The organism is Mucilaginibacter sp. (assembly GCF_028288105.1).
GTDB lineage: Bacteria > Bacteroidota > Bacteroidia > Sphingobacteriales > Sphingobacteriaceae > Mucilaginibacter.
In genome coordinates, this window is record NZ_JAQBOI010000214.1 from 1 (window position 1) to 25,300 (window position 25,300).

Below are 25,300 nucleotides of genomic sequence, written 5' to 3' on the forward strand. Positions count from 1 at the left end.
AGTTTAAAGAAGGTACTAACTTGAAAGGATGGTTGTATACCATCATGAAAAATACCTTCATCAATAACTATCGCCGTTTTGTTAAAATGAGCACTTTTGTTACCAAAAGCGACGAGATATCTTCTCCAAACCTGGTATTCAGTTCTACCAAAAACCAGGGCGAAGCTAAATTTGTAATGGATGATATTAAAAGAGCTTTAGATAGATTACCTGCAGATTATTATGTGCCTTTTACCATGTACTTTGAAGGCCATAAATACCACGAAATTGCCGACCATTTAACCATACCAATTGGTACTGTTAAAACCCGCATTCACGTAGCGCGCAAATTGCTTAAAAAGAATTTGAAAGCTTATGATAATGGTGTTGCAAGACCTATCTACGCCGAATATTAATAGCTAGCTCAGTATATAAACCTGCCTTCGGGCGGGTTTTTTTGTGGGATTAATTTATCTTGACTCTTGGTTCTAAAGTCTTATCTGTCTTACAGGGCGTTGCCTTCGGCCCGGGCTATCCACTCATACGCGCACAGGCATTAGCCACAAGCCGGTATCCGTTTCTATCCCTAACGCAAAAAATAATTGTAATCCTGGTAGCAAAGAATCTATTAGCAAATTTAAATAATGGCGATTAAATGCTTCACTATGTTGAGCGCGACGTACGTACTATTATTCTTGATTCTTAATCTTTACCCAATTCTTCCCACCGCCGTAAATTTCTCAAACACAGTTTCGGTATGTGGTGCATCCGGTAATTCGTCGGTAAGATCCTGGCCTGCCCAATGTTCGTAATGTTTACCCTTACTCCAAAGACGGCTTTCGGTTACATCATATATGATGCCCTTGTAAGCCACCCAAATCTGTGGCTTATCCTGCCCGTTGCGTAGGGCCAGTTGCGATTTTGTGTATAAGGGCAGATCTATCATACAGCAAGGGCTTTACGATTCTTAAAATATTCAAAAAAACCAACGTTCATTAGCAGGAGGGCCATACTGTAAAAATGATCTTCGAAAGGGATGGTACCAACCCTAATACCCATATTTTGCGCATTGTTGTAAAGCACAATTGGCCAGGCTGTTAAAATACCATTCACGATGTAGAAGGGAATTAAAGATACAATAAACGCCATGTAAAACCGGGTCAGCCATTGTACCTTAAAGTAATACATTAACAGTACCAATAAAACCGCCAGTAAACCAAAAGTCACCGCTGTGTATAACCGGGTGTAATTAAGTACCAGCAGGGGGACTGATAAGCCGATAAGTAAATTGGATACCATCCTTGTTACTATATTATTTAGTTGCCACTTAACGTAATAATTTAAGCAGGCATAAATAAAGAGGCACGCGAAGGGAACGGTTAAAAAGAACAGGATCTCCTCTAAAGGTAATCCGTAGAATTTTAGGCCGATGATATACTTATCATTGAACGACCATACCCCATGAATGGTAAACAGCACATCCCAAAACAAAAAAAGCAAGCCTGTTATAGCCATGCCCGGCCAAATAAACTTCCAGCTTTTAGCAAAAGCCACACGCTTATCAAACGATAACATAACCGGGAAAATAATGGTTAATACGTTGATGATAAGATATGTGTATTTCACTATAATGATGCTAAATGCTGTGATAATTTACTTTGTTCGGCAGGGGTGCACCTTTTAGAATCGAGCAGGAAGGTTATAATGGTTTTAACCAACGCCGCATCTGCCGATGAATAATGCTTCCGGTCGAGCTGTGTGATAATTTCTTCCCTATCGGCAATAAGGTTTTTAGTATACCCCAAAAAACCCGGTACATTATGCTCTACCGAAAATCGCATAAAACGGATCTCGATGTTATGCGGGTCGCCCGTTACGGCGCTTTTAAAAGTCTTTTCGGCATTATTAAGGTACTTTATCTTGTAATACGGGTTCCAGGTATGTTTAGCTTTTAAGGCTTCCAACGTAGCTATATACCCATTGATAAGCGCCGGGCGGTTTTTTATAGCACTCAGGTTACGATAAAGCGAGTCGGTGACTTTTCCACTGTTTATAGCGCTCACCAGCAATTTACGTATAACGTGCAGGTTAGGTTCAGTTGTATCAGCGTGCACAGTAGTCGCACTGCTCCGATTAACCGGGGCAAATAACATCAGTATGGCAGTGATCAGTATATATTTTAGCTTAAAAAGCATCGGCAAATTATTAATGGTATGGGGTATTTTAAATTACATTTAGCTTTTGATGCAGCATGGCTTTAAAGTACAAGCCAAGCTTTTGTGTATCAGAAACCCTTATCCTTTTTTGTATTATGGTACGGGCAGATGTCGCGCTTATCTTTTTAAACAATTGCAGGTAATAAATATAGGCTACATAAACACCCAGCCTGCTACCTTTTGGCAGTTGCTTTATCCCTTCCAGTGCATCATCAAAATCTCTTTTTATATCGGTTTCTATGTGTTGTTTATCCGCTTCTGTAAAATTACTAAAATCTATCTGGGGGAAATACGTGCGGCCACGGTCTTCATAGTCGGACTTAATATCTCTCAAAAAGTTTATTTTTTGAAATGCCGACCCCAGGCTACGGGCTTTAGGGACTAACGTATCATATAACGCTGTGTTATTCTCACAAAAAATACGCAGGCACATCAAGCCAACCACCTCTGCCGAACCATAGATGTACGTTTTATAACTATCATCGTCATAAGCAGTTTTATCCAAATCCATTTTCATAGAAGTAAGGAAAGCATCTATCAGCCCTCTTTCAATATGATATTGGTTTACTACCTGCTGAAAAGATTGCAGAACCGGGTTGGTACTTATGCCTCGGTCTATCGCTTTAAAAGTTTCTTCTCTAAAGTCGTCTATTAACCGGCGCTGGTCGTGTTCGTAAAAGGTGTCTACAATTTCATCCGCGTAGCGCACAAAACCGTAAATAGCATATACAGGATACCTAAAACGTTTATCGAACGCCTTAATACCTGTACTAAAAGATGTACTGTATTTATTGGTAATAAGCTTACTGCATTCAAAGCACGTTTCGTTGAACAGGTCCATTACCCAAAAGTACAAAATGAATGCTGTATTGTTTTTTACCGGGACAAATGAATTGTAACTTAATTAGGTCTCACCCCAGCCCTCTCCAAAGGAGAGGGGCTAATTTCTTAAAGTCCTCTCCTTTGGAGAGGATTTAGGTGAGGCATTTTTACATGCTTACAACTATTTGTTTAATTTGGCAGAAGATGGGTATTGATAAACACATTATTGTGATTGGAGCAGGCTTTGCCGGGCTGGCTTCGGCCTGCGTACTGGCAAAAGCGGGATATAAAGTAACCGTTCTGGAAAAGAACGACCAGCCCGGTGGCCGCGCGCAGGTTTGGGAAAAGGGCGGGTTTAAGTTTGATATGGGGCCAAGCTGGTATTGGATGCCCGATGTTTTCGAGAACTTTTTCGCCCTGTTTGATAAAAAGCCGTCGGACTTCTACGACCTGAAACGTCTTGATCCCGGTTACCGCGTTTATTATGGCAAAGGCGATATGCTGGACGTACCCGCCAACATGGCCGAACTGGAAAAACTTTTCGACGCGATTGAGCCGGGGAGTAGTACAGGCCTTCGGAAGTTTTTAGAACAAGCCGCTTACAAATACAAAGTAGGCATGGGAGAGTATGTTTTCCGTCCATCGCATTCTATAACCGAGTTTATTGATTTTAATCTGATTCGTAAAAGTCTGAGCATGCAACTGCTTACCAGCATGAGCAGACATGTGCGCCAATATTTTAAAAATCCAAAGCTGATAAAACTATTAGAGTTCCCGGTGCTGTTTTTGGGTGCTACACCACAGGATACCCCCGCCATGTATAGCATGATGAACCACGCCGACCTTGCCCTTGGTACCTGGTATCCCATGGGAGGCATGAATGAGATAGTAAAAGCAATGGTTAGTGTTGCGGAAAGTTATGGGGTAGAGATTAAACTAAATACTGAGGTTACTAAAATTAATGTTGCCGATGGGCAGGCAAATACCATCCAAACAAACAATGGCACCTACCAAGCCGACTTTATAATTGCCGGTGCAGATTATGAACATACCGACCAGTATCTTTTAGAAAAGCCTGATAGAAACTACACCGAAAAATACTGGGATAAGCGCACCATGTCGCCATCCAGTTTGTTATTTTACATAGGCACAAACAAAAGGGTAGAGGGCATACAGCACCATAATTTGTTTTTTGATGAGGATTTTGAGTTGCATGCCAAAGAGATCTATAAAAATCCGCAATGGCCAACCAAACCGTTGTTTTATGTTTGCTGTACCTCAAAAACGGATGCCGATGCAGCACCCGAAGGAGGGGAGAACCTTTTCTTCCTGATGCCCATTGCCCCCGGACTGGATGATGACGATACCACCCGCGAAAAGTATTTTGATGTGATGATGGATAGGTTTGAGAACATCACAGGCCAAAGCATCCGGGATAATATAGTGGTAAAACGCAGCTATGCCTTAAAAGATTTTAAAGCCGATTATCATTCCTTTAAAGGCAATGCCTATGGCTTAGCTAACACTCTTGCCCAAACAGCTTTCTTTAAACCCAGCATGCGGGCAAAACATATCAAAAATTTATTATTTACCGGCCAGTTAACTGTGCCGGGGCCGGGTGTACCGCCTGCGTTAATATCGGGGCAGATAGCAGCGACAGAGGCGATGAAGATATTGGAAGGGAAGTAGAGACCCTCTTACCACCATGTCATTTCGAACGAGGTACGAGGAGAAATCTTTTACAACAGCCAAGTCTCCTACCTGCTAAGTGTAAAAGATTTCTCTTCGCGGCCAGCGCTTTGCCCTTGCTCATTCGAAATGACATGGTGGGTAAGGCTAAATAAATTCGGCGTATAACAAAAACGCCAGGCTTACACCCGGCGTTCAATATTATTTCTTTGTGTTCTCTGTGAAAACCTCTGCGTACTCTGGGATTAAATCTTACACCAAATACTCAAACAAAGTTTGATCCCTGTTCAGTTCTATTACCTCAAAACGATGTTCTGCCATACGTTCTAAAAGAGCTGGATAATCCTCGGCGTTTTTTAGTTCGATACCTACTAATGCAGGGCCATTCTCTTTAGAGTTTTTCTTGATGAACTCGAAACGGGTAATATCATCACCCGGGGCAAGCACATTATTCACAAACAGCTTTAAAGCACCCGGGCGTTGCGGGAAACGAACGATGAAATAATGTTTCAATCCTTCATACAGTAAAGATTTCTCTTTGATTTCCTGCATGCGGTCGATATCATTGTTACCACCGCTGATAACGCAAACTACCGTTTTGCCTTTGATCTGCTCGCGGCAGGCATCTAAAGCAGTAACCGATAATGCACCTGCAGGTTCAACTACAATAGCATCCTCGTTGTAAAGTTTTAATATGGTAGTACAAACCTTTCCTTCCGGAACGGTAAGCATATCGTCCAAAATCTCGCGGCAAATAGCGAAGGTTTTATCGCCCACACGTTTTACAGCAGCACCGTCAACAAAACGGTCGATATCCGTTAAAGCTGTGTTTTCGCCATTAGTAATGGAAGTAAGCATAGAAGGCGCGCCTTCCGGCTCAACACCTATCAGGGTTATGTTAGGCAGCTTTTGTTTTAGATAAGTACCCATACCGGCAGCCAAACCACCACCACCAATAGGCATTATGGCTACATCAATGTTCGGCAAATCCTGCAGTACCTCAACACCAACAGTTCCCTGGCCTTCAATGGTACGGTAATCATCAAAAGGAGGGATGAACTCCACGTCGTGCTCTTTGGTATAGATCAAAGCTTCGCGCAGGCAATCGTCAAAAGTATCGCCGGTTAAAACCAGTTCTACATTGCCGTTACCAAACATTTCTGTTTGTTTAACCTTTTGTTTCGGGGTTATTTCGGGCATATAAATAATCCCTTTAATGCCCTTCTTTTTGCATGAATAAGCTACGCCCTGCGCATGGTTACCCGCACTGGCGCATACCACACCTTTATCTAATTGTTCCTGACTTAGCTGTGCTATCAGGTTATAGGCGCCTCTTAGCTTGTACGACCGCACTATCTGCAGGTCTTCGCGCTTTAAATATATTTTGCATTCATATTTTTCAGACAGGCGCTCGTTATACTCCAGCGGAGTATGTTTCACCACGTCTTTAAGACGCTCGTAGGCCGCATCAAAATCCAAATGCACTTCAGTTGCTGTATCCATCACTTAGTTCTTTACCAACCTGTGGGCCATTAAGGTCTGCAGATCTTCATCATTTATATCCAGCTTAGCATCAGCAAGCGTTAAAAAGCGTTTGTATGCCTCGTAAAGCTCATCTTTATCCAGCTTATGTCCTAATCTTTCCAAATGGAATTTAAGGGCATGGCGACCGCTACGTGCAGTTAAAACAATACTTGCACTTGGGAAGCCCACATCCTCCGGACGAATAATTTCATAATTCTCGCGGTTCTTCAAAAATCCATCCTGGTGTATGCCCGAGCTATGCGCGAATGCATTGCTGCCCACGATTGCTTTGTTTGGCTGTACCGGCATACGCATCTGGCTGCTGATCATACGGCTCATTTCAAAGAAATTTTTGCTGTTTACGTTGGTATGTAAACCAAGCACCGCATGCGTTTTCAGGATCATCACCACTTCCTCAATAGAAGTGTTACCTGCGCGTTCGCCAATACCGTTAATGGTCCCCTCTATCTGGCGGGCGCCATTTTGTAAACCGGCTATAGAGTTAGCAGTAGCCAAACCTAAATCGTTGTGGCAATGTACCGATATGATAGCCTTATCAATGTTCTTAACGTTTTCCTTCAGATATTTGATCTTGCTGCCGTATTGATCCGGAAGGCAATAGCCGTTAGTATCGGGGATGTTTACCACAGTTGCACCGGCAGCGATAACCGCCTCTACCATTTGTGCTAAATAGGCCACATCGGCACGGCCGGCATCTTCCGCATAAAATTCAACATCCTCAACAGATTTTTTAGCGTATTTAACTGCTTCAACAGCTCGCTCTAAAATTTCTTCGCGGGTGCTGTTAAATTTGTGTTTAATATGCTGATCTGACGAACCGATACCCGTATGGATCCGCGGGCGTTTTGCATATTTTAACGATTCTACGGCTACATCAATATCTGTTTTATTGGCACGGGTAAGCGCGCAAACTACCGGCTCTTTTACAGCCTTTGATATTTCAACAACGCTTAAAAAATCGCCCGGACTTGACACCGGGAAACCAGCTTCTATAATATCCACGCCCAGCGCTTCCAGCTCGCGGGCTATATCGATCTTTTCAGGGGTTGTCAGCTGGCAGCCCGGTACCTGTTCGCCGTCGCGAAGCGTGGTATCAAAAACATAAACGCGGTTAGGGTCGTGTAACATAATTCTTAGATTTGAGATGGTGGATATGAGGTTTTAGACTCGCACCTGCCATCGGTTAATTCAATTTTTAATTCTTTTTAATTTAGATTTTTAGTCCTACGATGCAAGATCTCTTATCTCACATCTCAATACTCAAATCTCTTTTACTGCTATAAATCTTAATCTTTTATAATCTGCATACCATTGCCCGTTCTCGTTGTATTCGGGTTCAAGCAGTGCGGTAACTTCTTCCAGCATTTGCTGTTTTTCTTCCTTCGGGATACCAACAAGGTATAAAGGGGCAAACATGGTTATCCATTTAGCCACACCCTGGTCGCCATCCTGCAGCGGTGTTTTACGGTCGAAATGCGTAGCAAAGGTTACCCTAAAGCCATGCTTTTCTAAACGGCTTGCATATTCAGCAAGCGATGGGAAATACCATACTTGTGTTTTTGCCTGTTCGGGGTAGCCGTGTTTTATCAATACTTTTTTAGTTGCAGCTATCAGTTTGGCAACATTGCCTTTACCGCCCATTTCGGCAACAAAACGGCCGCCGGGTTTAAGGCTTTTGTAAACGCTTTGCATCATACCGTCCTGGTTTTTTACCCAGTGTAAAGCAGCATTAGAAAACACAGCATCATACTTATCTGGTTCATTAAAGTTGCCTGCATCAGCAACTTCAAATTCAACCGCGGGGTAGCTTGCTTTTGCCTGTGCTATCATATCGGGCGAGTAATCGGTCCCCTTTACAATTGCCCCTGCATTTTGAATTTGCTGTGTTAAATAACCTGTACCACAGCCAATATCAAGAATATGCTCGCCGGCTTTGGCATTCAGTACTTCCAGTACATTCTCACCAAACTGGTAAACAAATGCGTGTTTCTGGTCATATAATTCAGCGTTCCATTTCATGTTAGTTCATTTGTTCAATGGTTCATTAATTCATTAGGATAGCTTCATTTGCACATTTGCACATTTACTACAAGTACTCCAGTACTTTTTGTCCCATGGCTTTTGTGCCTAATATTTTGCTTTTATCAGTGTTTGCATCGGCAATATCGCCGGTGCGGTAACCATCTTTCAATGTTTTATCTATAGCTGCTGTGATCTTTTTAGCTTCATCTTTTAACCCGAAGCTGATCTCGAGCATCAGTGCTACAGATAGGATAGAGGCCAGCGGATTTGCTTTGTCCTGACCGGCAATATCATGTGCCGAACCATGGATAGGCTCAAAGAAACCCGTGCCATCACCAATTGATGCCGATGCCAGCATACCCATCGAGCCTGCAATTTGCGATGCTTCATCGGTAAGGATATCACCAAAAAGATTGGCGGTTAATACCACATCAAACTTTTTAGGATTTTTAACCAGTTGCATGGCAGCGTTGTCGATGAACATGTGTTCGGTTTCTACATCCGGGTATTGTTTGGCCAGTTCCTGTACCACCTCGCGCCACAGGCGTGATGATTCCAGCACGTTAGCCTTATCTACTGAGCATAATCTTTTACCACGTACACGGGCAGCTTCAAATGCTTTGGTAGCAATGCGCTCCACTTCGTAACGGTGATAGATCATCAGATCGGATGCAGTGTTGCGGTCTTCGCTGCGTTTTTTCTCGCCGAAGTAAACGTCGCCTGTCAACTCACGGAAGAACAAGATATCTGTTCCTTTCAAGATCTCGGGCTTTAAGCTTGATGCATCCAGCAGCTCATCAAAAAGCATGATAGGACGCAGGTTGGCATACAAACCAAGCTCCTTGCGGATCTTCAGCAATCCCTGCTCAGGCCTTACCTTTGCTGATGGATCGTTATCGTATTTGATATGGCCGATAGCGCCAAACAGGATGGCATCACTGGCTTTTGCTTTCGCTAATGTTTCATCGGGTAGCGGGTTGCCTGTAGCTTCAATTCCGGCATGGCCCATCAGGGCTTCGTCGAAAGTAAATTCGTGGCCAAAATCGGCACCAATTTTTTCTAATACGGCTTTACCCCAGGTGGTAACCTCGGGGCCGATGCCATCACCGGGTATTACTAATATGTGTTTTTTAACTCCCATTGTTATTTATGCGTTAGTCCCGCGTACTTCTTTTAGTTTCATCACCATCAGTTGCGCGTCGCTTTCAATCCATTTGTTATAATCTTCGATGGCCCTTAAACGGTCGGCATCATCAATGTAACCTTCCTCAACCATTTGGGTTGATTTAGCTACCGACGACCAGATCCCTACCTTCGACAGGAAATTTGGTTCGCCTTTTTTGTAATATTCATTCGCATCCAAAACCTCTACCTGGCTTAAACCTGCTTCGCTAAAATAACCGGGCAGGTCTTCGGCTATATGGTTATTCATGCCTGCATCGCCGCGCCATCTTAAAAAGGTGGCATAAAACTGGCGCATACTTGCCGGTGGTTCGGGCTGCCATTCTAAAGCTTCGTGGTTATAATCTAGTACGGATAATATGCCACCCGGCTTTAACATGCTTTTTAGTTTTACCACAGCTTCCTGCGGGTTGTTTAACCATTGCAGCACCCTTGCAGCTACAATCAGGTCAAACTTTTCTGTTGGTTCAAACGTGAACAGATCAGCATGTACAAGCTCCAGGTTTTCAACATCAGCATAAGTCTCTTTACCGCTTTCGATAAAGTATGCCGTGTTATCTATCCCGGTTACGTGGCCTGTTGGACCAACCTTTTGAGCGATGCCTTTAGAGATAGCCCCGGTTCCGCAACCGATATCCAGCACGCGCCAGCCTTGCTTAAGCAGGGGCGGCAGTGTGGCATAATCGGCTTCCAGGCTGCGCTCGTCAAATAACTTAGCGGTGCCTTCGCCTTCCCGTTTTATCTCTTTATTCATTAGTTCACTGGTTCATTTGTTCAATAGTTCATTGGGAGATAGTTTGTAGCTTTAACTATTCACTACTCTCTATTCACTACTTACTTAGCAGCTTCAAATTCTTCAACCAGTTCCTTTTTGCTCAGGATATAGTCGATATCATCGTAACCATTGGTCATGCAGGCTTTTTTGTAAGGATTAACCTCAAAGCTTTCCTGTTCGCCGGTTGCTACAATTTTTATGAACTGATCAACCAGATCTATCTCTATCACCGCGTGCGGGTCAGCATCAATAACCTCGAAGAGTTTCTTCAAAAAGTCATCGCTTACCTGTACAGGCAGTAAACCATTGTTTAGGGCATTGCCCTTAAAAATATCAGCGAAGAAACTGCTTACCACAGCATCAAAGCCATAATCGGCGAGTGCCCAGGCAGCATGCTCCCGGCTGCTACCGCAACCAAAGTTTTTACCCGCTACCAGTATTTTACCGCTGTAAGTAGGGTTGTTCAGCACAAAATCTTGTTTCGGGTTGCCGTCGTTATCAAAACGCCAGTCGCGAAACAGGTTATTGCCAAAACCCTCGCGGGTAGTGGCTTTTAAAAAACGAGCAGGAATGATCTGATCCGTATCAATATTCTCGATAGGCAGGGGCACCACGCTGGTTTGTATATGTTTAAATATTTTAGTTGCCATAGTTAATTAAACTAATTCCTCCTCTTTCAGGAAGGTGCGTATATCTGTAACCACCCCCGTTATTGCGCTTGCTGCCGCGGTTAGCGGGCTTGCCAGGAATGTACGTGAATTTGGCCCTTGCCTGCCTTCAAAGTTCCTGTTTGAGGTTGAAACACAGTATTTACCTGCCGGGATCTTATCCTCGTTCATGCCCAGGCATGCGCTGCAGCCCGGTTCGCGTAATGGGAACCCTGCGGCGTCGAAGATCTTGTCCAATCCTTCGCGGATGGCTTGTTCCTGCACTTGCTTAGAGCCCGGAACTACCCAAACAGTAACATTATCTGCCTTGTGCCTGCCTTTTACAAATTCGGCTACCTGGCGCAGGTCTTCAATACGGCTGTTGGTACAGCTACCTATGAAAACGTAATCAATAGGTTTGCCTAACAACTGCTCGTCATCGTGCAGGCCCATGTAATCAAGGGCTTTTTTGTACGATCCCTGTTCTTTAGCTTCGAAAGAAGCAGTTTCGGGAACGTGCTGTGTAACGCCAATGCCCATACCCGGATTTGTTCCGTAGGTGATCATTGGCTCAATATCTTCGGCTTTAAAGCTTAATACACTGTCAAAATCTGCATCTTCATCAGAATACAAAGTTTGCCAGTAAGCTACTGCCTTATCCCACTCTTCGCCTTTAGGGGCAAATTCGCGGCCTTTTACATAGTTAATGGTAGTTTCATCAGGCGCTATTAATCCGCAACGCGCACCCATTTCGATGCTCATGTTACAGATGGTCATGCGGCCTTCCATGCTTAACCCGCTGATGGTATCGCCGGCATATTCTACAGCATAGCCCGTACCGCCTGCGGCAGAAATTTTTGAAATGATGTACAGGATAATATCCTTTGCGCCAACGCCGTTTTGCAATTTGCCGTTCACTTCAATCTTCATCCTTTTTGGGCGCGATTGCAGTAAACATTGGGTAGCCATTACCTGCTCTACTTGCGAGGTGCCTATACCAAACGCTATAGCACCAAAGGCGCCATGTGTTGAAGTATGGCTATCGCCGCAAACATAAGTACCACCGGGACGGGTGATGCCCAGCTCGGGGCCTATAACGTGGACGATACCCTGGAATGGATGTCCTAAACCGTACAGTTCGATGCCGAACTCCGCGCAGTTTTTGGTGAGCATATCAACCTGGTATCGGGAAAGTTCTTCTTTAATGGGTAAGTGCTGGTCCCAGGTTGGGACGTTATGATCGGCCGTGGCAACGGTTTGTTGTGGCCTGAAAACCGGTAACCCTCTGTTACGCAAACCATCAAATGCTTGCGGACTGGTTACCTCGTGTATGAAATGTGTGTCGATGTATAAAATATCAGGAAAGCCCTCGTTGCTACTGACGACGTGTGCATCCCAAATCTTATCAAATAATGTCTGTCCCATGTTTTTATTATCTACAATAGCGATGGGTATAAACCCATCGCTAAATATTATTTCTCTAATTCCCCTTCAGGGGGTTAGGGGGTATTATGCTTCTACAGCTTGGTTTTCGGGGCGTAAACTGCGTACAGTTTTGCCTGCCTGCCATAATTCGCTTTCACGTAATTCTGCTAATTCAGCATCCAATTTTTCGCGGTAATCTGGTTTGCTGTTGCTGTCAATTGACTTTTGTGATTCAACACCAGTTGCAACACTTTTGTATAGGTCTTCGAATACAGGTTTAGTTGCATCACGGAATTTTTTCCACCAGTCTAAAGCACCACGTTGAGCGGTAGTTGAGCAATTAGCATACATCCAGTCCATACCGTTTTCTGCAACTAAAGGCATTAACGATTGAGTAAGCTCTTCAACAGTTTCGTTGAACGACTCTGAAGGTGAGTGGCCGTTAGCACGCAATACTTCGTATTGTGCAGCAAAAATACCCTGGATACAACCCATTAGCGTACCGCGCTCGCCGGTTAGATCACTGTATACTTCTTTACGGAAATCGGTTTCGAAAAGGTAACCGCTACCAACAGCTATACCTAAAGCGATAACACGCTCAAAAGCTTTACCTGTAGCATCCTGGAAGATAGCGTAGCTTGAGTTTAAGCCACGGCCTTGCAGGAACATACGGCGTAATGACGTACCAGAACCTTTAGGGGCAACCAAAAATACATCCACATCCGCAGGAGGGATAATGCCGGTTTGCTCGTTAAAAGTGATACCAAAACCATGAGAAAAGTAAAGTGCTTTACCCGGGGTTAAGTGTTTTTTAACAGTTGGCCATAAAGCTATCTGCGCTGCATCGCTTAGCAAATAACAAATAACAGTTCCTCTTTCAAGGGCTTCTTCAATTTCAAAAAGGGTTTCGCCCGGTACAAAGCCGTCATTTACAGCTTTATCCCAGGTTTTTGTGCCTTTACGCTGACCAACAATTACGTTAATGCCATTATCTTTTTGATTGAGCGCCTGGCCCGGACCTTGAACACCGTAGCCAATTACTGCTACAACTTCGTTTTTTAATACTTCCTGAGCTTTTGCTAAAGGGAACTCCTCGCGGGTTACTACATTTTCTTCACTACCGCCGAAATTTAGTTTTGCCATTGTTTTTTGTTTTTACTTTGATTTCACCGATGGTTTTTTGATTTCACCGATGACGTTTATTTTCTATTCTGATTTATAATTCGTTTTGTTTTCTGTCCGTCATTGCGAGGTACGAAGCAATCTCTTTAAGCAATTCCGATATGCATAGTTCGGAGATTGCTTCGTACCTCGCAATGACGCTTGGGGGGGGTTACATCGTAAATACTTTCTGCCCCTTGTTCAGGTATTCGTTTTCGATAACATCTTCACCCGGTTCCAATCTTTCAAATTCGCGCAGCTTAGAGTTAAAGCCTTCGCTGTCTTTGATGATAGCTACACGTGCGCTGCGTACAAATTCTATAAGGCCAAAAGGCTGCAAAATGCTGATCAGGTTATCGGTTTCTTCGCGGTGGCCGGTTGTTTCAAATACCGTATAGTCTTTACGAAGCACTACTACACGGGCGCCGTTCTCGCGAAGCAAACGTTCAACACTTACACGCTCGGCAATAACATCGGTAGATACCTTATATAGGGCCAGTTCCTGCCAGATAACATCTTCATTGGTATGATAGTACACTTTAAGCACCTCCACCTGTTTTTCTATCTGGCGGGTTAGCTTGCGCACCACTTCTTCAGATTCTGTTATCACGATATTGAAACGGTGAATACTCTCGACCTCGGAAGGAGAGGTATTCAAACTATCAATATTGATCTTACGGCGGGTGAATATAATAGCGATGCGGTTTAGCAAACCAATCTGGTTTTCGGTATAAACCGTTATGTTATATTCCTGCTTCTCGTTATCTTGATTTTCCATCTTATTTCTTTTGTTTTAAGTCCTCTCCTTTGGAGAGGATTTAGGTGAGGCCTATTTTAACCTGATCTCGCTTACACTGCAACCTTGCGGTACCATCGGGAATACATTATTCTCTTTGGTAACCATTACTTCTAAAAGGAATGATCCTTTATTGTTCAGCATTTCATTTAATGCCGATGGCAGATCTTTACGGTTGTCAATTACTTTGCCCGGGATACGGTAGGCCGCGGCCAACGCCACAAAATCGGGGCTTTCAATATCTACGAACGAGTAACGGCGAGCGTTAAACAGTTCCTGCCATTGGCGAACCATGCCCAGGAAGCGGTTATTAAGGATGATGATCTTTACGTCGATACCGCTTTGCATAATAGTACCCAATTCCTGGCAGGTCATCTGAAAACCGCCATCGCCAATAATGGCAACTACAGTACGGTTTTGCGCGCCAAATTTAGCTCCGATAGCTGCTGGCAAGGCAAAGCCCATAGTACCTAAACCACCGCTGGTTACGTTGCTGCGGGTATTGTTAAATTGAGAGTAACGGCAAGCTACCATCTGGTGCTGGCCTACGTCGGTCACAATAACAGCTTCGCCTTTGGTAATTTCGTTTAGTTGTTTTATTACCTCACCCATGGTCATTTCGACAGTAGTAGGGTTCAATTCTTTTTCAATAACCTGTTCAACTTCCTGGCGGGTATATTCTTTGAATTTAGCGTGCCATTCGGTGTGTTCTTTTTTATCTACTAATGCGCTCAGCATCGGCAGGGTTTCCTTACAATCGCCCCAAACAGGTACGGTTGATTTCACGTTTTTATCTATTTCGGCAGGGTCAATATCCAAATGGACAACCTTTGCCTGTTTCGCATACTTATCAAGGCGGCCGGTTACGCGGTCGTCAAAACGCATGCCGATGGCAATAAGCACATCGCACTCGTTAGTTAATACGTTTGGCCCATAGTTGCCGTGCATACCCAGCATACCTACGTTAAGCGGGTGATCTGTTGGGATAGCGCCCGCACCTAAAACAGTCCATGCTGCCGGGATACCGCTTTTTTCAACAAAAGCTTTAAACTCCTGCTCGGCACTGCCTAATATTACGCCCTGTCCCCATAAAATGAACGGTTTTTTTGCTGAATTAATTAATTCGGCAGCTTCCTGTATATATTGCGGGCGAACTATAGGTTTTGGCCTGTAGCTGCGGATATGGTCGCATTTGGTATATCCAGCGTAATCAAATTTCTGGATCTGCGCATTCTTGGTGATATCGATCAATACCGGCCCTGGCCTGCCGCTTTTGGCAATATAAAATGCTTTGGCAAGAACTTCGGGGATCTCGGTAGCATCAGTTACCTGGTAGTTCCATTTGGTAACCGGGGTAGTGATGTTTATTACGTCTGTTTCCTGGAAGGCATCGGTTCCTAAAAGGTGCGCGAAAACCTGCCCGGTGATACAAACCAAAGGCGTACTGTCTATCTGTGCATCGGCTAAACCGGTAACTAAATTTGTAGCGCCGGGGCCGCTTGTAGCAAACACAACACCTACTTTGCCCGATGTACGCGCATAACCCTGACCTGCATGAATACCGCCCTGCTCGTGGCGGACAAGGATGTGGTTCAGCTTATCGTTATAATCATACAAAGCATCGTAAATAGGCATAATAGCGCCACCTGGGTAACCAAAAATGGTATCCACACCTTCCACGATCAATGCTTCCAATAAAGCTACCGACCCTGAAACCTCTGTTGTTGGTGTTTTTGCAGGCTCTGCTGCTTTTTCACTTACTTCCTGTGTGATTGTTTGTGTTTCCATTATTAACCTTGATTACACCGATGCTTTATGATACACCGATTTGTTAGTCTTTTATCTATTAGTCTTTTGTCTTTAATCCTGTTAAGGCATTTCATCCGTTACGCAGCCTTCGGCAGCTGTGCTTACCGTTTTCGCGTATTTATATAGCAGGCCTTTTGTAGCTTTAAGCTTAGGCTGTACCCAATTTGCTTTGCGCCTTGCAATTTCTTCTTCAGATACTTTTAATACCATTGTATTAGTAGTAGCACTTATTTCGATGATATCGTTATCGTTTACAAAAGCTATAAGTCCACCGTCGTAAGCCTCCGGTGTAATGTGGCCAACCACAAAACCGTGTGTACCACCGCTAAAACGGCCATCGGTAATCAAAGCTACCGAAGCGCCTAAGCCCGCACCAAAAATGGCGCCTGTTGGCTTTAGCATCTCGGGCATACCCGGCGCGCCTTTAGGGCCAATGTTGCGGATAACCACTACATCGCCGGCGCGCACATGGCCGCTGGTAATACCGTGGATCAATTCAAACTCGCCATCAAATACGCGGGCGGGGCCTTCAAAACGCTCGCCTTCTTTACCACTTATCTTGGCAACACTGCCGCCTTCGGCAAGGTTGCCGTATAATATTTGTAAGTGACCGGTTGCCTTAATAGGGTTTTCGGCCGGGAAAATTATTTTTTGGTTCTCAAATTCAATTTCAGGAACGTCTGCTAAGTTTTCGGCGATGGTTTTACCGGTTACAGTTAAGCAACTGCCATCGATCCAGCCTAATTTTAGCAAGTATTTCATTACAGCAGGTACACCGCCAATTTTGTGCAGGTCTTCCATCATATATTTACCGCTCGGCTTCATATCAGCCAATACAGGTATACGGTTACTTACCGACTGGAAATCATCCTGCGTTACCTTAACATCCACACTTTTAGCCATTGCTATAAGGTGTAGTACCGCATTGGTAGATCCACCTAATACCATAATGGTTACGATAGCATTTTCAAATGCCGCGCGGGTCATGATGTCTGATGGTTTAATATCTTTCTCTAACAATACTCTTATTGCCTTACCGGCTGCCAGGCACTCGGCTTTTTTCTCGTCGCTTAGTGCAGGGTTTGATGAAGAGTAAGGCAAACTCATGCCCAAGGCCTCAATTGCCGAAGCCATAGTATTAGCAGTATAGATACCGCCGCAAGCACCCGCGCTTGGACAGGCATTTTTTACAACGCCCATAAAATCTTCTGGAGTGATGTTGCCTGCTATTTTTTGACCTAAAGCCTCAAAAGCAGATACAATGTTTAGGTCTTCGCCTTTATAATGGCCTGGTTTTATAGTACCGCCATATACCATTATAGACGGGCGGTTTAACCTACCCATAGCAATTACAGAACCCGGCATATTCTTATCGCATCCCGGCAGGGTAATTAAACCATCATAATATTGAGCGCCGCAAACGGCTTCGATAGAATCGGCAATTACGTCGCGGCTTACCAAAGAGTAACGCATCCCTTCGGTACCCATGCTCATACCATCGCTTACGCCAATGGTGTTGAATATAAGGCCCACCAGGTCTTCATCCCATACCCCTTGTTTAACAAGTTTAGCCAGATCGTTCAGGTGCATATTACAGGTGTTACCATCGTAACCCATGCTGGCTACACCAACCTGTGCTTTTTTCATGTCATCATCAGTAAGGCCAATTCCATAAAGCATGGCTTGCGCCGCTGGTTGAGTTGGGTCTTGCGTTAAATTCTTGCTGTATTTATTTATCTCTACAGCGTTTAAAGTATCTGATGATGAACTCATTTTTTATATTTTACGTTTTGTAGTAACAGCTAAAAATTGCCTTTACTGTTTATGTTATTTTGTGTATTTGTAAGTTAGAGATAGCTATATAGAATAGCAATAGTTTAAAATTTTATTTTTAAAAAGTATATAATTTCGTATATAGTTAATTATTCAATATTATATATGTTATAATTATATAAATATAGAATTATATTTTTAGTAGTTTATACCAAAGTTTAAAACGGTATTCGGTATGTTTTTTATGCATGCATAGTAAGTTGCCGAAATTCGGCGTGAAATGGGAGTGCGAACAAAAAAATTTGCTTAAAAAGCTAATGTCAAAAGGCCACGTTTGCTACCCCTCCGATAACTACTAATAAATTTCAAAGAACAAAAAAAAGTCCGGCCAATACTGACCGGACTCTCTACTATCAGTATAAAAAGTTCTATTTGTGAATAATACCTTCGGCTAATACAGTAACCTTATTGTTTAAGGCTTCCACTACACCACCCTGTATAAAAAATATTTCTTCTTTAGCACCGGCAGCACCACGTATGGTAAGCTTGCCGTCATTTAAAGTAGAAATGATAGGGGCGTGGTTATTCAAGATCTCTAAAAATCCTAATGTACCGGGTAAGGTAACCGAGGTGGCCTCGCCTTCGTAAACTTTTTTATCAGGAGTAAGAATTTCTAATGTCATGCTTTGTTAGATTCAAGAGTTAAGAATCAAGATGTAAGATTTCTCTTGTCTTGATTCTTGTCTCTTATGTCTTGATTCTATTAGTTATTAGCTTCTGCTAATAATTTTTTACCTTTTTCAATAGCATCTTCAATGCTACCAACAAGGTTAAACGCTGCTTCTGGGTATTCATCAACTTCACCATCCATGATCATGTTAAAACCTTTAATGGTATCTTTAATGTCAACCAATACACCTTTTAAACCGGTGAACTGCTCAGCAACAAAGAACGGCTGTGAAAGGAAACGCTGAACACGACGTGCGCGTGATACAATTAATTTATCTTCCTCAGAAAGCTCATCCATACCTAAAATGGCGATGATATCCTGTAACTCTTTGTAACGTTGTAAAGTTTCTTTAACACGTTGAGCGGTGTTGTAGTGCTCATCGCCTAAGATAGCCGCGCTAAGGATACGTGAAGTAGAATCCAATGGATCTACCGCTGGATATATACCAAGCTCGGCAATTTTACGTGAAAGTACTGTTGTAGCATCTAAGTGGGCAAATGTTGTTGCCGGTGCAGGGTCAGTTAAATCATCCGCAGGTACGTAAACGGCCTGTACAGATGTAATTGAACCACGTTTTGTTGAAGTGATACGCTCTTGCATGGTACCCATTTCAGTTGCCAGTGTTGGCTGGTAACCTACCGCAGATGGCATACGGCCTAATAGTGCCGATACCTCAGAACCTGCTTGTGTAAAGCGGAAGATGTTATCAATAAAGAATAATATATCACGGCCTTTACCTTCTGCATCACCATCGCGGAAATATTCTGCAAGGGTTAAACCAGAAAGTGCCACACGTGCACGTGCACCCGGAGGCTCGTTCATTTGTCCGAAAACGAATGTTGCTTTTGATTCTTTTAAAGCTTCAGGATCGATCTTGGTCAAATCCCATCCGCCTGCTTCCATAGAATGCATAAATGCATCACCATATTTTATAATGCCCGATTCAAGCATCTCGCGAAGTAAATCGTTACCTTCACGGGTACGCTCACCTACACCTGCAAATACAGATAAACCTGCATAAGCTTTCGCTATGTTATTGATCAGTTCTTGAATTAATACTGTTTTACCAACACCGGCACCACCAAACAAACCAATTTTACCACCTTTTACATAAGGCTCTAAAAGGTCAATTACTTTGATACCTGTAAACAAGGCTTCAGTTTCGGTAGATAGATCTTCGAAACGTGGAGGCGTTGCGTGGATAGGGCGGCCATTAGTTTTATCCAAATTAGGAATACCATCAATTGCATCACCAACTACGTTAAATACACGGCCTTTGATACCTTCACCAACCGGCATTTTAATAGCAGCTGCGGTATCTAAAACCTTCATGCCGCGCAGTAACCCATCGGTTGAGTCCATGGCGATTGCACGCACACGGTCTTCACCTAAATGTTGCTGAACTTCTAAAATAATTTTTTGTCCGTTGTCTTTTGTGATCTCAAGCGCATCATAAATTTTAGGAAGATGTGCATCATCAGCGAAACTTACGTCAACTACCGGACCGATGATCCGTGATATTTTTCCAATGTTTGGCATATATAACCTGGTATTTAAAGAATTTAAAATGAAACAGGTATCGTTTATGTTACACGCTACTATTTCAGAGGCGCAAAGTTAAGGTTTATTGCCAAATATTAAAATAGCAGAACGAGATTTTTTAGGCGGAAAATTAGTTTACTGGTAACGGTTTAAAATTTGCCTGTTTTTTATATTTAAAAATGTAGTTTTTTTTAAAATTTGGGCTGCAAATTTCCACTTTCAAGCCCTATTTTTATTCAAAACTCAGCACTATCTTACCCATATGCGCGCTGCTTTCCATCAGTACGTGAGCTTTTGAAGCCGCGGCAGCAGGGAAAGTTTTGTAGATAACAGGTTTTATTTTCCCCGATGCCAGTAAAGGCCATATGTGTTTTTCCAGGTTTTGGGCTATAGCGCTTTTAAATTCCACATCCCGCGACCGTAACATGGAGCCGGTTATGCTGATGCGTTTGCGCATCACTTCGGATAGATCAACTTCAGCGGTTTTGCCTTTCATGCTATTGATGAGTACTAACCTCCCTTCGTTGGCAAGGCTTTTTACATTTAAAGGGGTGTAACCGCCACCTATCATGTCCAATATAACATCAACACCTTTACCATTAGTGAGGCTATTTATCGCTTCGCTAAAGTTTTCTTTATTGTAATTGATAGCTTTTACGGCACCCAGATCTTCACAGAATTTGCACTTTTCGGGGCTGCCTGCGGTAACATAAACGATACTGCCCAGCGCTGTTGCCATTTGTATGGCCGCAACACCAATTCCGCTCGATCCCCCATGCACCAGCAGGCTTTCGCCGGGTTGCAGGTACGCACGGTCAAACACATTGCTCCAAACGGTAAAGAAGGTTTCGGGTAGGGAGGCCGCTTCCGCAAAGGATAGGTTATCCGGTACGGGTAAGCATTGCCCTTCGGGGACGTTGCAGTATTCGGCGTAACCGCCACCAATTACAAGGGCGCATACTTTATCGCCAGGTTTCCATCGTTTAACATTGGCGCCCACAGCTGTGATAACTCCTGCTATCTCTAATCCCGGGATATCTTTCGGTGCACCTGCAGGTGGTGGGTAATTGCCTTTGCGTTGCGCTACATCCGGGCGGTTTATACCGGCTGCCATTACTTTTACCAGTACTTCGTTGTCGGTGTAAGCCGGTTCAGGCTTTTCGGTCAACTGCAAAACTTCGGGGCCGCCGGGCTGGGTTATTGTAATAGCTTTCATCATCAACAATAATAGCTTTTATGCTGGATATGTTTTGAGTATGCTTACTCGCTCTTCAAACTATCTGCCGGGTTAGCAACCGCCGCTTTAAAAGATTGGGTGCTGATGGTTGCAAAGGCAATAACAACCGCCCCTATACCGGCAATAGCCACAACCCACCATTGCATGTTCTGCCGGTAGGCAAACCCTTCCAGCCATTTGTGCATTGCCAGCCAGGCAAGCGGTGCTGCTATGATAAATGATATGAGTACCAGTTTAATAAAATCTTTTGACAGCATACCTACTATGGCTGATACACTCGCACCTAAAACCTTGCGGATGCCAATTTCCTTGTTGCGTTGTTCGGCAGCGTAGGCGGCCAGGCTAAATAAACCTAAGCAGGCAATTATGATAGCTAAAGTGGTAAAGGTTATAAACAGCTTGCCCATACGTTGCTCATTGTTGTACATGGTATTAAAATCTTCGTCCATAAACGAATACTCAAATTGCTGATTTGGGGCCAGAGCCTTCCACTTATTTTCCAGCTTATTCATTAGTGCAGATAAATTACCAGTGCTTATTTTGATGCTTAATGATGCCATATCATCGCTCGTCATTGTCATTACAAGCGGGGTAACGTTATCTTTTAACGAGTTAAAATTAAAGTCTTTTACTACTCCGATTATGTGGTATTCTCTGTTTATATTTATGATCTTCTCCGAAGGGTCGCCGTTATATCCGAGCATTTTTACCGCTGTTTCGTTGATGATCAGGGCAGATGAATCTGTTAAAAACTGATCAGAAAAATTTCTGCCTTGTACCAGCTTCATTCCCATTGTATTTAAATAATCTTTATCCACTCTCCAAAACTCTGTCTGGACTGATTTTCCTGATATCGCGGACAGCGTATTTGTCCACCTGAGGGTGCCTGTTGGCAAAAAGCTGCTTAATGTGGCATCAATTACTTCCGGCAATTGCTTAACTTCCTGTTTTAGGGTTTGAGGATTAGCCAATGCACCCGCATTTTTTACAATGAGTACCTGGTTACGGTTAAAACCCAGATCTTTATTTTTTATATAGGCAAGCTGATTATAAACAACCAATGTACCTATGATCAAAAAAATAGATATGGAGAACTGGAAGACAACCAAAAAACTCCTTAAGGTACTGCCCTTAAAACCTGCCGATAACTTGCCCTTTAAAACATCGATAGGCTGAAAGGCGGATAGGAAGAATGCCGGGTAACCACCTGCCAGTATGCCTACCACTGCAATTATAATTAATAACGATGGCAGTAGCCACATAAAAGTTTGCGTGGTTATAACTAAATTTTTACCAGACATTTGATTGAACAATGGCAGTAAAGCCCATGCTGCTAACACTGCTATTACTGTTGCAATAATGGTTACCAAAACAGATTCGGAAAGGAATTGGGCAATCAAATATTTGCGGGGCGATCCTAAAACCTTGCGCACGCCTACTTCACGTGCACGATTGGCGGAGCGGGCTGTTGAAAGGTTCATGAAATTAATGCAGGCCAGTATCAATATGAAAACAGCTACAGCCGAAAATATATAGATGTATTGTATATCGCCATTAACCCCAAGCTCCCGCTGCTTGTTCGATTGCAAATGGATGTCTTTTAGTGGAGTTAAATTAAGCTTAATATAATTGCCTTTTGCCACAAACTTATCATAATTAAAAGCTTCGGTATTCATGTTTCTTCGTGCCAGGGCATCAAATTTCCCTTCCAGTAGTTTATGGTCACTTCCCGGTTTAAGCAAAATATAAGTGTTAAAGCTAAAGTGTGCCCAGCTGTTATCATGATTCGGCGCAAGTGCCAGGAAAAAATCAGCCTTAAAGTGCGATTGCCTGGGCATATCTTCCATAACGCCCGTTACTTTATAGGCAGTGCTGTCAGTAACCATAGAAATGGTTTTACCAACCGCATTAGTAGTATTAAAATATTTTAATGCAGCGCTTTTGCTGATAACAATTGAGTTTGGTTCTGCAAGTGCGGTTTTAAGGTCGCCCTCCATCAATGGAAGGCTGAAAATGTTAAAGATGGTTGGGTCACAATAAAAAACCGTCTTCTCCTCTATGATCTCATCGTTTTTTTTAAAGCGGATATTTATAGCTGCGGATAATCTCGCCGAGCTCTCGACTTCGGGAAATTCTTTTGCCAGCGCATTTGCAACGGGTGGGGCGGCTATTGCAAATGAGGTTGTAGTACCGCCATATTTAAGATTAGTATTTACCCTGTAAATTCTATCGAATTTGGTATTAAACCTATCGTAACTAAGCTCATCAACCACATAAAACACAATAAGCAGGCAGGTTGTCAAACCCAGGGCAAGCCCCAAAACATTTATAAAAGTAAAACCCTTGTTTTTTAAAAGGCTCCGGAAGGCTGTTTTAAGGAAGTTTTTTAGCATGGTTATAGATTTAATTGCAGGTTGTTAAGCAAAGTAAACCTATAACTAAATATTTAGTTATGCAAATTAATTATCATGCAGTCTTAGTATTAATTATCAGGTATTTTCCCCGCAACTAAAGTAAGCGGAAGGACGATACTCAATTTTTTTTATTGAAATCCTATAAATAACACGGCTATGATAAACGCATGCTTATTTATTATTTTATTTGCGGCACAAAAAACACAAAAAGCATGTCAATAGCAGTAGGCCAGGCGGCACCACAGTTCAAATTAACCTCATCAGAGCTTAAAGAAGTTTCATTATCCGATTTTAAAGGAAAGAAAGTTGTTCTCCATTTTTTCCCGTTGGCATTTACCGGTGTTTGCACCACACAGCTTTGCACCATGCGCGATAGCTTTGGTTATTATGACGGCCTAAACGCGCAAATTTTAGGCATATCTGTCGACTCTCCTTTTACGCTGGCTAAGTTTAAAGAAGAGAATAGTTACCAGTTTCCGTTATTATCAGATTTTAATAAGGAAGTATCTGCAACTTACGGCGCCTTGTACGAAGAGTTTGCTTTTGGCATGAAAGGAGTGAGCCAACGTGCTGCTTTTGTGATAGATGAGGATCAGAATGTGATATACGCCGAGGTGTTAGAAAACGCCGGAGATTTACCAAATTTTGAGATTATTGCCGAAAAAGTAAAGTAATTTAACAAAAAGTTTGCAATGGATGCAGAAAATCCTATTTTTGCAGTCCTTTAAAAAAGGTCTTATATCTGTTAGTGATGTAAGAATTTTCAAATACTGAAAGCGCACTTGTAGCTCAATTGGATAGAGCACCTGACTACGGATCAGGAGGTTAGGGGTTCGACTCCCTTCAAGTGCACATTAATTTAAGCCTTTCCGTTTTTACAGAAAGGCTTTTAACTTTAATCACAAAGGGATGCTTAACTTAGTACTGTTTGGTCCGCCCGGAGCAGGGAAGGGTACTCAATCACAAAAACTTATCGATAAATTTGGCTTAATACACCTTTCAACAGGCGATTTGCTACGTGGCGAAATTTCACAAGGTACCGAGTTGGGTATCGAAGCAAAGAAACTGATGGATGAGGGTATTTTGGTACCGGATAGCGTAGTGATTGGTATGATCAGCAATAAACTTGATGCTAATAAAGATGCAAAAGGTTTTATTTTTGATGGTTTCCCACGCACGGTTGCACAAGCCGAAGCTCTGGACGAATTACTTGAATCAAAAGACTCAGAAATATCCGGCATGATAGCGCTGGAGGTTACTGATGTCGAATTAGAACAACGCTTATTACTTCGCGGTAAAAGCTCTGGAAGGCCAGATGATGCCAACCCGGAAGTTATCCGTAAGCGTATTAAAGAGTATAATGATAAAACCGCACCGGTTGCAGGTTTTTATAAAAATCAAAATAAGTTTACAAGTATTAACGGTATAGGCGCTGTAGAAGATATCTTCGAAAGCATCTGCGACGTTATTGCTTCGTGGCTTGTAAATGTAAAATAATAGTCCGAAAGTCGGGAAAGTCCGGAAGTCAGTAAGCAA

23 protein-coding genes and 1 tRNA gene are annotated in these 25,300 nt (G+C 43.0%); 5 read left to right on the plus strand and 19 right to left on the minus strand.

Annotated elements, in window-relative coordinates:
- On the plus strand, nucleotides 1-395 hold a 395-nt coding region (locus tag JWQ85_RS14555; protein ID WP_299469191.1), incomplete at its 5' end, for a sigma-70 family RNA polymerase sigma factor.
- A gap of 293 nt (nucleotides 396-688) precedes the next feature.
- Here the strand turns inward: JWQ85_RS14555 and JWQ85_RS14560 are convergent.
- Genes JWQ85_RS14560 through JWQ85_RS14575 form a run of 4 tightly spaced genes read right to left on the minus strand, consistent with a single transcriptional unit; the run spans nucleotide 689 to nucleotide 3,036 of the window.
- Entirely contained in the window at nucleotides 689-925 is a 237-nt protein-coding gene (locus JWQ85_RS14560) for a cytochrome b5 domain-containing protein (RefSeq protein ID WP_299469193.1), read from the minus strand.
- Nucleotides 922-1,605: a lycopene cyclase domain-containing protein gene (locus JWQ85_RS14565; RefSeq protein WP_299469195.1), complete on the minus strand. Its 684-nt coding sequence runs from the start codon at nucleotides 1,603-1,605 to the stop codon at nucleotides 922-924. Before JWQ85_RS14565 ends, JWQ85_RS14560 begins: the two co-directional genes overlap by 4 nt.
- Nucleotides 1,605-2,174, minus strand: a complete 570-nt coding sequence (locus JWQ85_RS14570) for a hypothetical protein (RefSeq protein WP_299469198.1) — start codon at nucleotides 2,172-2,174, stop codon at nucleotides 1,605-1,607. The genes JWQ85_RS14565 and JWQ85_RS14570 overlap by 1 nt, the downstream gene beginning before the upstream one ends.
- A gap of 28 nt (nucleotides 2,175-2,202) precedes the next feature.
- Nucleotides 2,203-3,036 (minus strand): phytoene/squalene synthase family protein, encoded by an 834-nt coding sequence (locus JWQ85_RS14575; protein WP_299469200.1) that lies wholly within the window; start codon nucleotides 3,034-3,036, stop codon nucleotides 2,203-2,205.
- 152 nt (nucleotides 3,037-3,188) lie between these two features.
- Here JWQ85_RS14575 and JWQ85_RS14580 point away from each other — a divergent pair, with 152 nt between their 5' ends.
- A complete protein-coding gene (locus JWQ85_RS14580) occupies nucleotides 3,189-4,706 on the plus strand; it encodes an NAD(P)/FAD-dependent oxidoreductase (protein WP_299469202.1) in 1,518 nt (505 codons plus the stop codon).
- A gap of 252 nt (nucleotides 4,707-4,958) precedes the next feature.
- Here the strand turns inward: JWQ85_RS14580 and ilvA are convergent, their stop codons facing one another.
- The 15 genes from ilvA to JWQ85_RS14655 all read right to left on the minus strand — a co-directional run bounded on the left by ilvA (nucleotide 4,959) and on the right by JWQ85_RS14655 (nucleotide 23,743).
- Nucleotides 4,959-6,209, minus strand: a complete 1,251-nt coding sequence (gene ilvA, locus JWQ85_RS14585; protein WP_299469204.1) for a threonine ammonia-lyase IlvA — start codon at nucleotides 6,207-6,209, stop codon at nucleotides 4,959-4,961.
- A gap of 3 nt (nucleotides 6,210-6,212) precedes the next feature.
- Nucleotides 6,213-7,379, minus strand: a complete 1,167-nt coding sequence (locus JWQ85_RS14590) for a 2-isopropylmalate synthase (protein ID WP_299469206.1) — start codon at nucleotides 7,377-7,379, stop codon at nucleotides 6,213-6,215.
- A 132-nt stretch (nucleotides 7,380-7,511) separates the two neighbouring features.
- Nucleotides 7,512-8,270: a class I SAM-dependent methyltransferase gene (locus JWQ85_RS14595; RefSeq protein WP_299469208.1), complete on the minus strand. Its 759-nt coding sequence runs from the start codon at nucleotides 8,268-8,270 to the stop codon at nucleotides 7,512-7,514.
- A gap of 67 nt (nucleotides 8,271-8,337) precedes the next feature.
- Nucleotides 8,338-9,414, minus strand: coding sequence for a 3-isopropylmalate dehydrogenase (gene leuB / locus JWQ85_RS14600; RefSeq protein ID WP_067058164.1), 1,077 nt, complete (start codon nucleotides 9,412-9,414; stop codon nucleotides 8,338-8,340).
- A gap of 6 nt (nucleotides 9,415-9,420) precedes the next feature.
- Nucleotides 9,421-10,209 (minus strand): methyltransferase domain-containing protein, encoded by a 789-nt coding sequence (locus JWQ85_RS14605; protein WP_299469215.1) that lies wholly within the window; start codon nucleotides 10,207-10,209, stop codon nucleotides 9,421-9,423.
- A gap of 80 nt (nucleotides 10,210-10,289) precedes the next feature.
- Entirely contained in the window at nucleotides 10,290-10,880 is a 591-nt protein-coding gene (gene leuD, locus JWQ85_RS14610; protein WP_299469217.1) for a 3-isopropylmalate dehydratase small subunit, read from the minus strand.
- 6 nt (nucleotides 10,881-10,886) lie between these two features.
- Nucleotides 10,887-12,302, minus strand: a complete 1,416-nt coding sequence (leuC, locus tag JWQ85_RS14615; RefSeq protein ID WP_299469219.1) for a 3-isopropylmalate dehydratase large subunit — start codon at nucleotides 12,300-12,302, stop codon at nucleotides 10,887-10,889.
- Between the two features lie 84 nt (nucleotides 12,303-12,386).
- Nucleotides 12,387-13,445 carry a ketol-acid reductoisomerase gene (gene ilvC / locus JWQ85_RS14620; protein ID WP_299469221.1) on the minus strand — a complete coding sequence of 353 codons (1,059 nt, stop codon included), beginning with the start codon at nucleotides 13,443-13,445 and terminating at the stop codon, nucleotides 12,387-12,389.
- 190 nt (nucleotides 13,446-13,635) lie between these two features.
- Entirely contained in the window at nucleotides 13,636-14,241 is a 606-nt protein-coding gene (gene ilvN, locus JWQ85_RS14625) for an acetolactate synthase small subunit (RefSeq protein ID WP_299469224.1), read from the minus strand.
- A gap of 51 nt (nucleotides 14,242-14,292) precedes the next feature.
- Complete coding sequence (ilvB, locus tag JWQ85_RS14630; RefSeq protein WP_299469226.1) at nucleotides 14,293-16,047, minus strand: biosynthetic-type acetolactate synthase large subunit; 1,755 nt, start codon at nucleotides 16,045-16,047, stop codon at nucleotides 14,293-14,295.
- Nucleotides 16,048-16,128: 81 nt separating this feature from the next.
- Nucleotides 16,129-17,841 carry a dihydroxy-acid dehydratase gene (gene ilvD, locus JWQ85_RS14635; RefSeq protein WP_299469228.1) on the minus strand — a complete coding sequence of 571 codons (1,713 nt, stop codon included), beginning with the start codon at nucleotides 17,839-17,841 and terminating at the stop codon, nucleotides 16,129-16,131.
- 428 nt (nucleotides 17,842-18,269) lie between these two features.
- On the minus strand, nucleotides 18,270-18,524 hold the full coding sequence (gene atpC / locus JWQ85_RS14640) for an ATP synthase F1 subunit epsilon (RefSeq protein ID WP_299469230.1): 255 nt from the start codon (nucleotides 18,522-18,524) through the stop codon (nucleotides 18,270-18,272).
- Nucleotides 18,525-18,604: 80 nt separating this feature from the next.
- The gene (gene atpD / locus JWQ85_RS14645) at nucleotides 18,605-20,110 is read right to left on the minus strand and encodes a F0F1 ATP synthase subunit beta (protein WP_299469232.1); all 1,506 of its coding nucleotides are present in this window, start codon (nucleotides 20,108-20,110) and stop codon (nucleotides 18,605-18,607) included.
- 235 nt (nucleotides 20,111-20,345) lie between these two features.
- On the minus strand, nucleotides 20,346-21,332 hold the full coding sequence (locus JWQ85_RS14650; protein WP_367186220.1) for an NAD(P)H-quinone oxidoreductase: 987 nt from the start codon (nucleotides 21,330-21,332) through the stop codon (nucleotides 20,346-20,348).
- A gap of 41 nt (nucleotides 21,333-21,373) precedes the next feature.
- Entirely contained in the window at nucleotides 21,374-23,743 is a 2,370-nt protein-coding gene (locus tag JWQ85_RS14655) for an ABC transporter permease (RefSeq protein WP_299469234.1), read from the minus strand.
- A 233-nt stretch (nucleotides 23,744-23,976) separates the two neighbouring features.
- On the opposite strand from JWQ85_RS14655, the gene JWQ85_RS14660 reads away from it, so the two are divergent.
- From JWQ85_RS14660 to JWQ85_RS14670, 3 genes are all read left to right on the plus strand, one after another.
- Complete coding sequence (locus JWQ85_RS14660) at nucleotides 23,977-24,438, plus strand: redoxin domain-containing protein (RefSeq protein WP_299469236.1); 462 nt, start codon at nucleotides 23,977-23,979, stop codon at nucleotides 24,436-24,438.
- A gap of 104 nt (nucleotides 24,439-24,542) precedes the next feature.
- Nucleotides 24,543-24,616 (plus strand) — tRNA-Arg (locus JWQ85_RS14665).
- A 57-nt stretch (nucleotides 24,617-24,673) separates the two neighbouring features.
- Nucleotides 24,674-25,261, plus strand: a complete 588-nt coding sequence (locus JWQ85_RS14670) for an adenylate kinase (RefSeq protein WP_299469238.1) — start codon at nucleotides 24,674-24,676, stop codon at nucleotides 25,259-25,261.
- Nucleotides 25,262-25,300 lie beyond the last annotated feature (39 nt).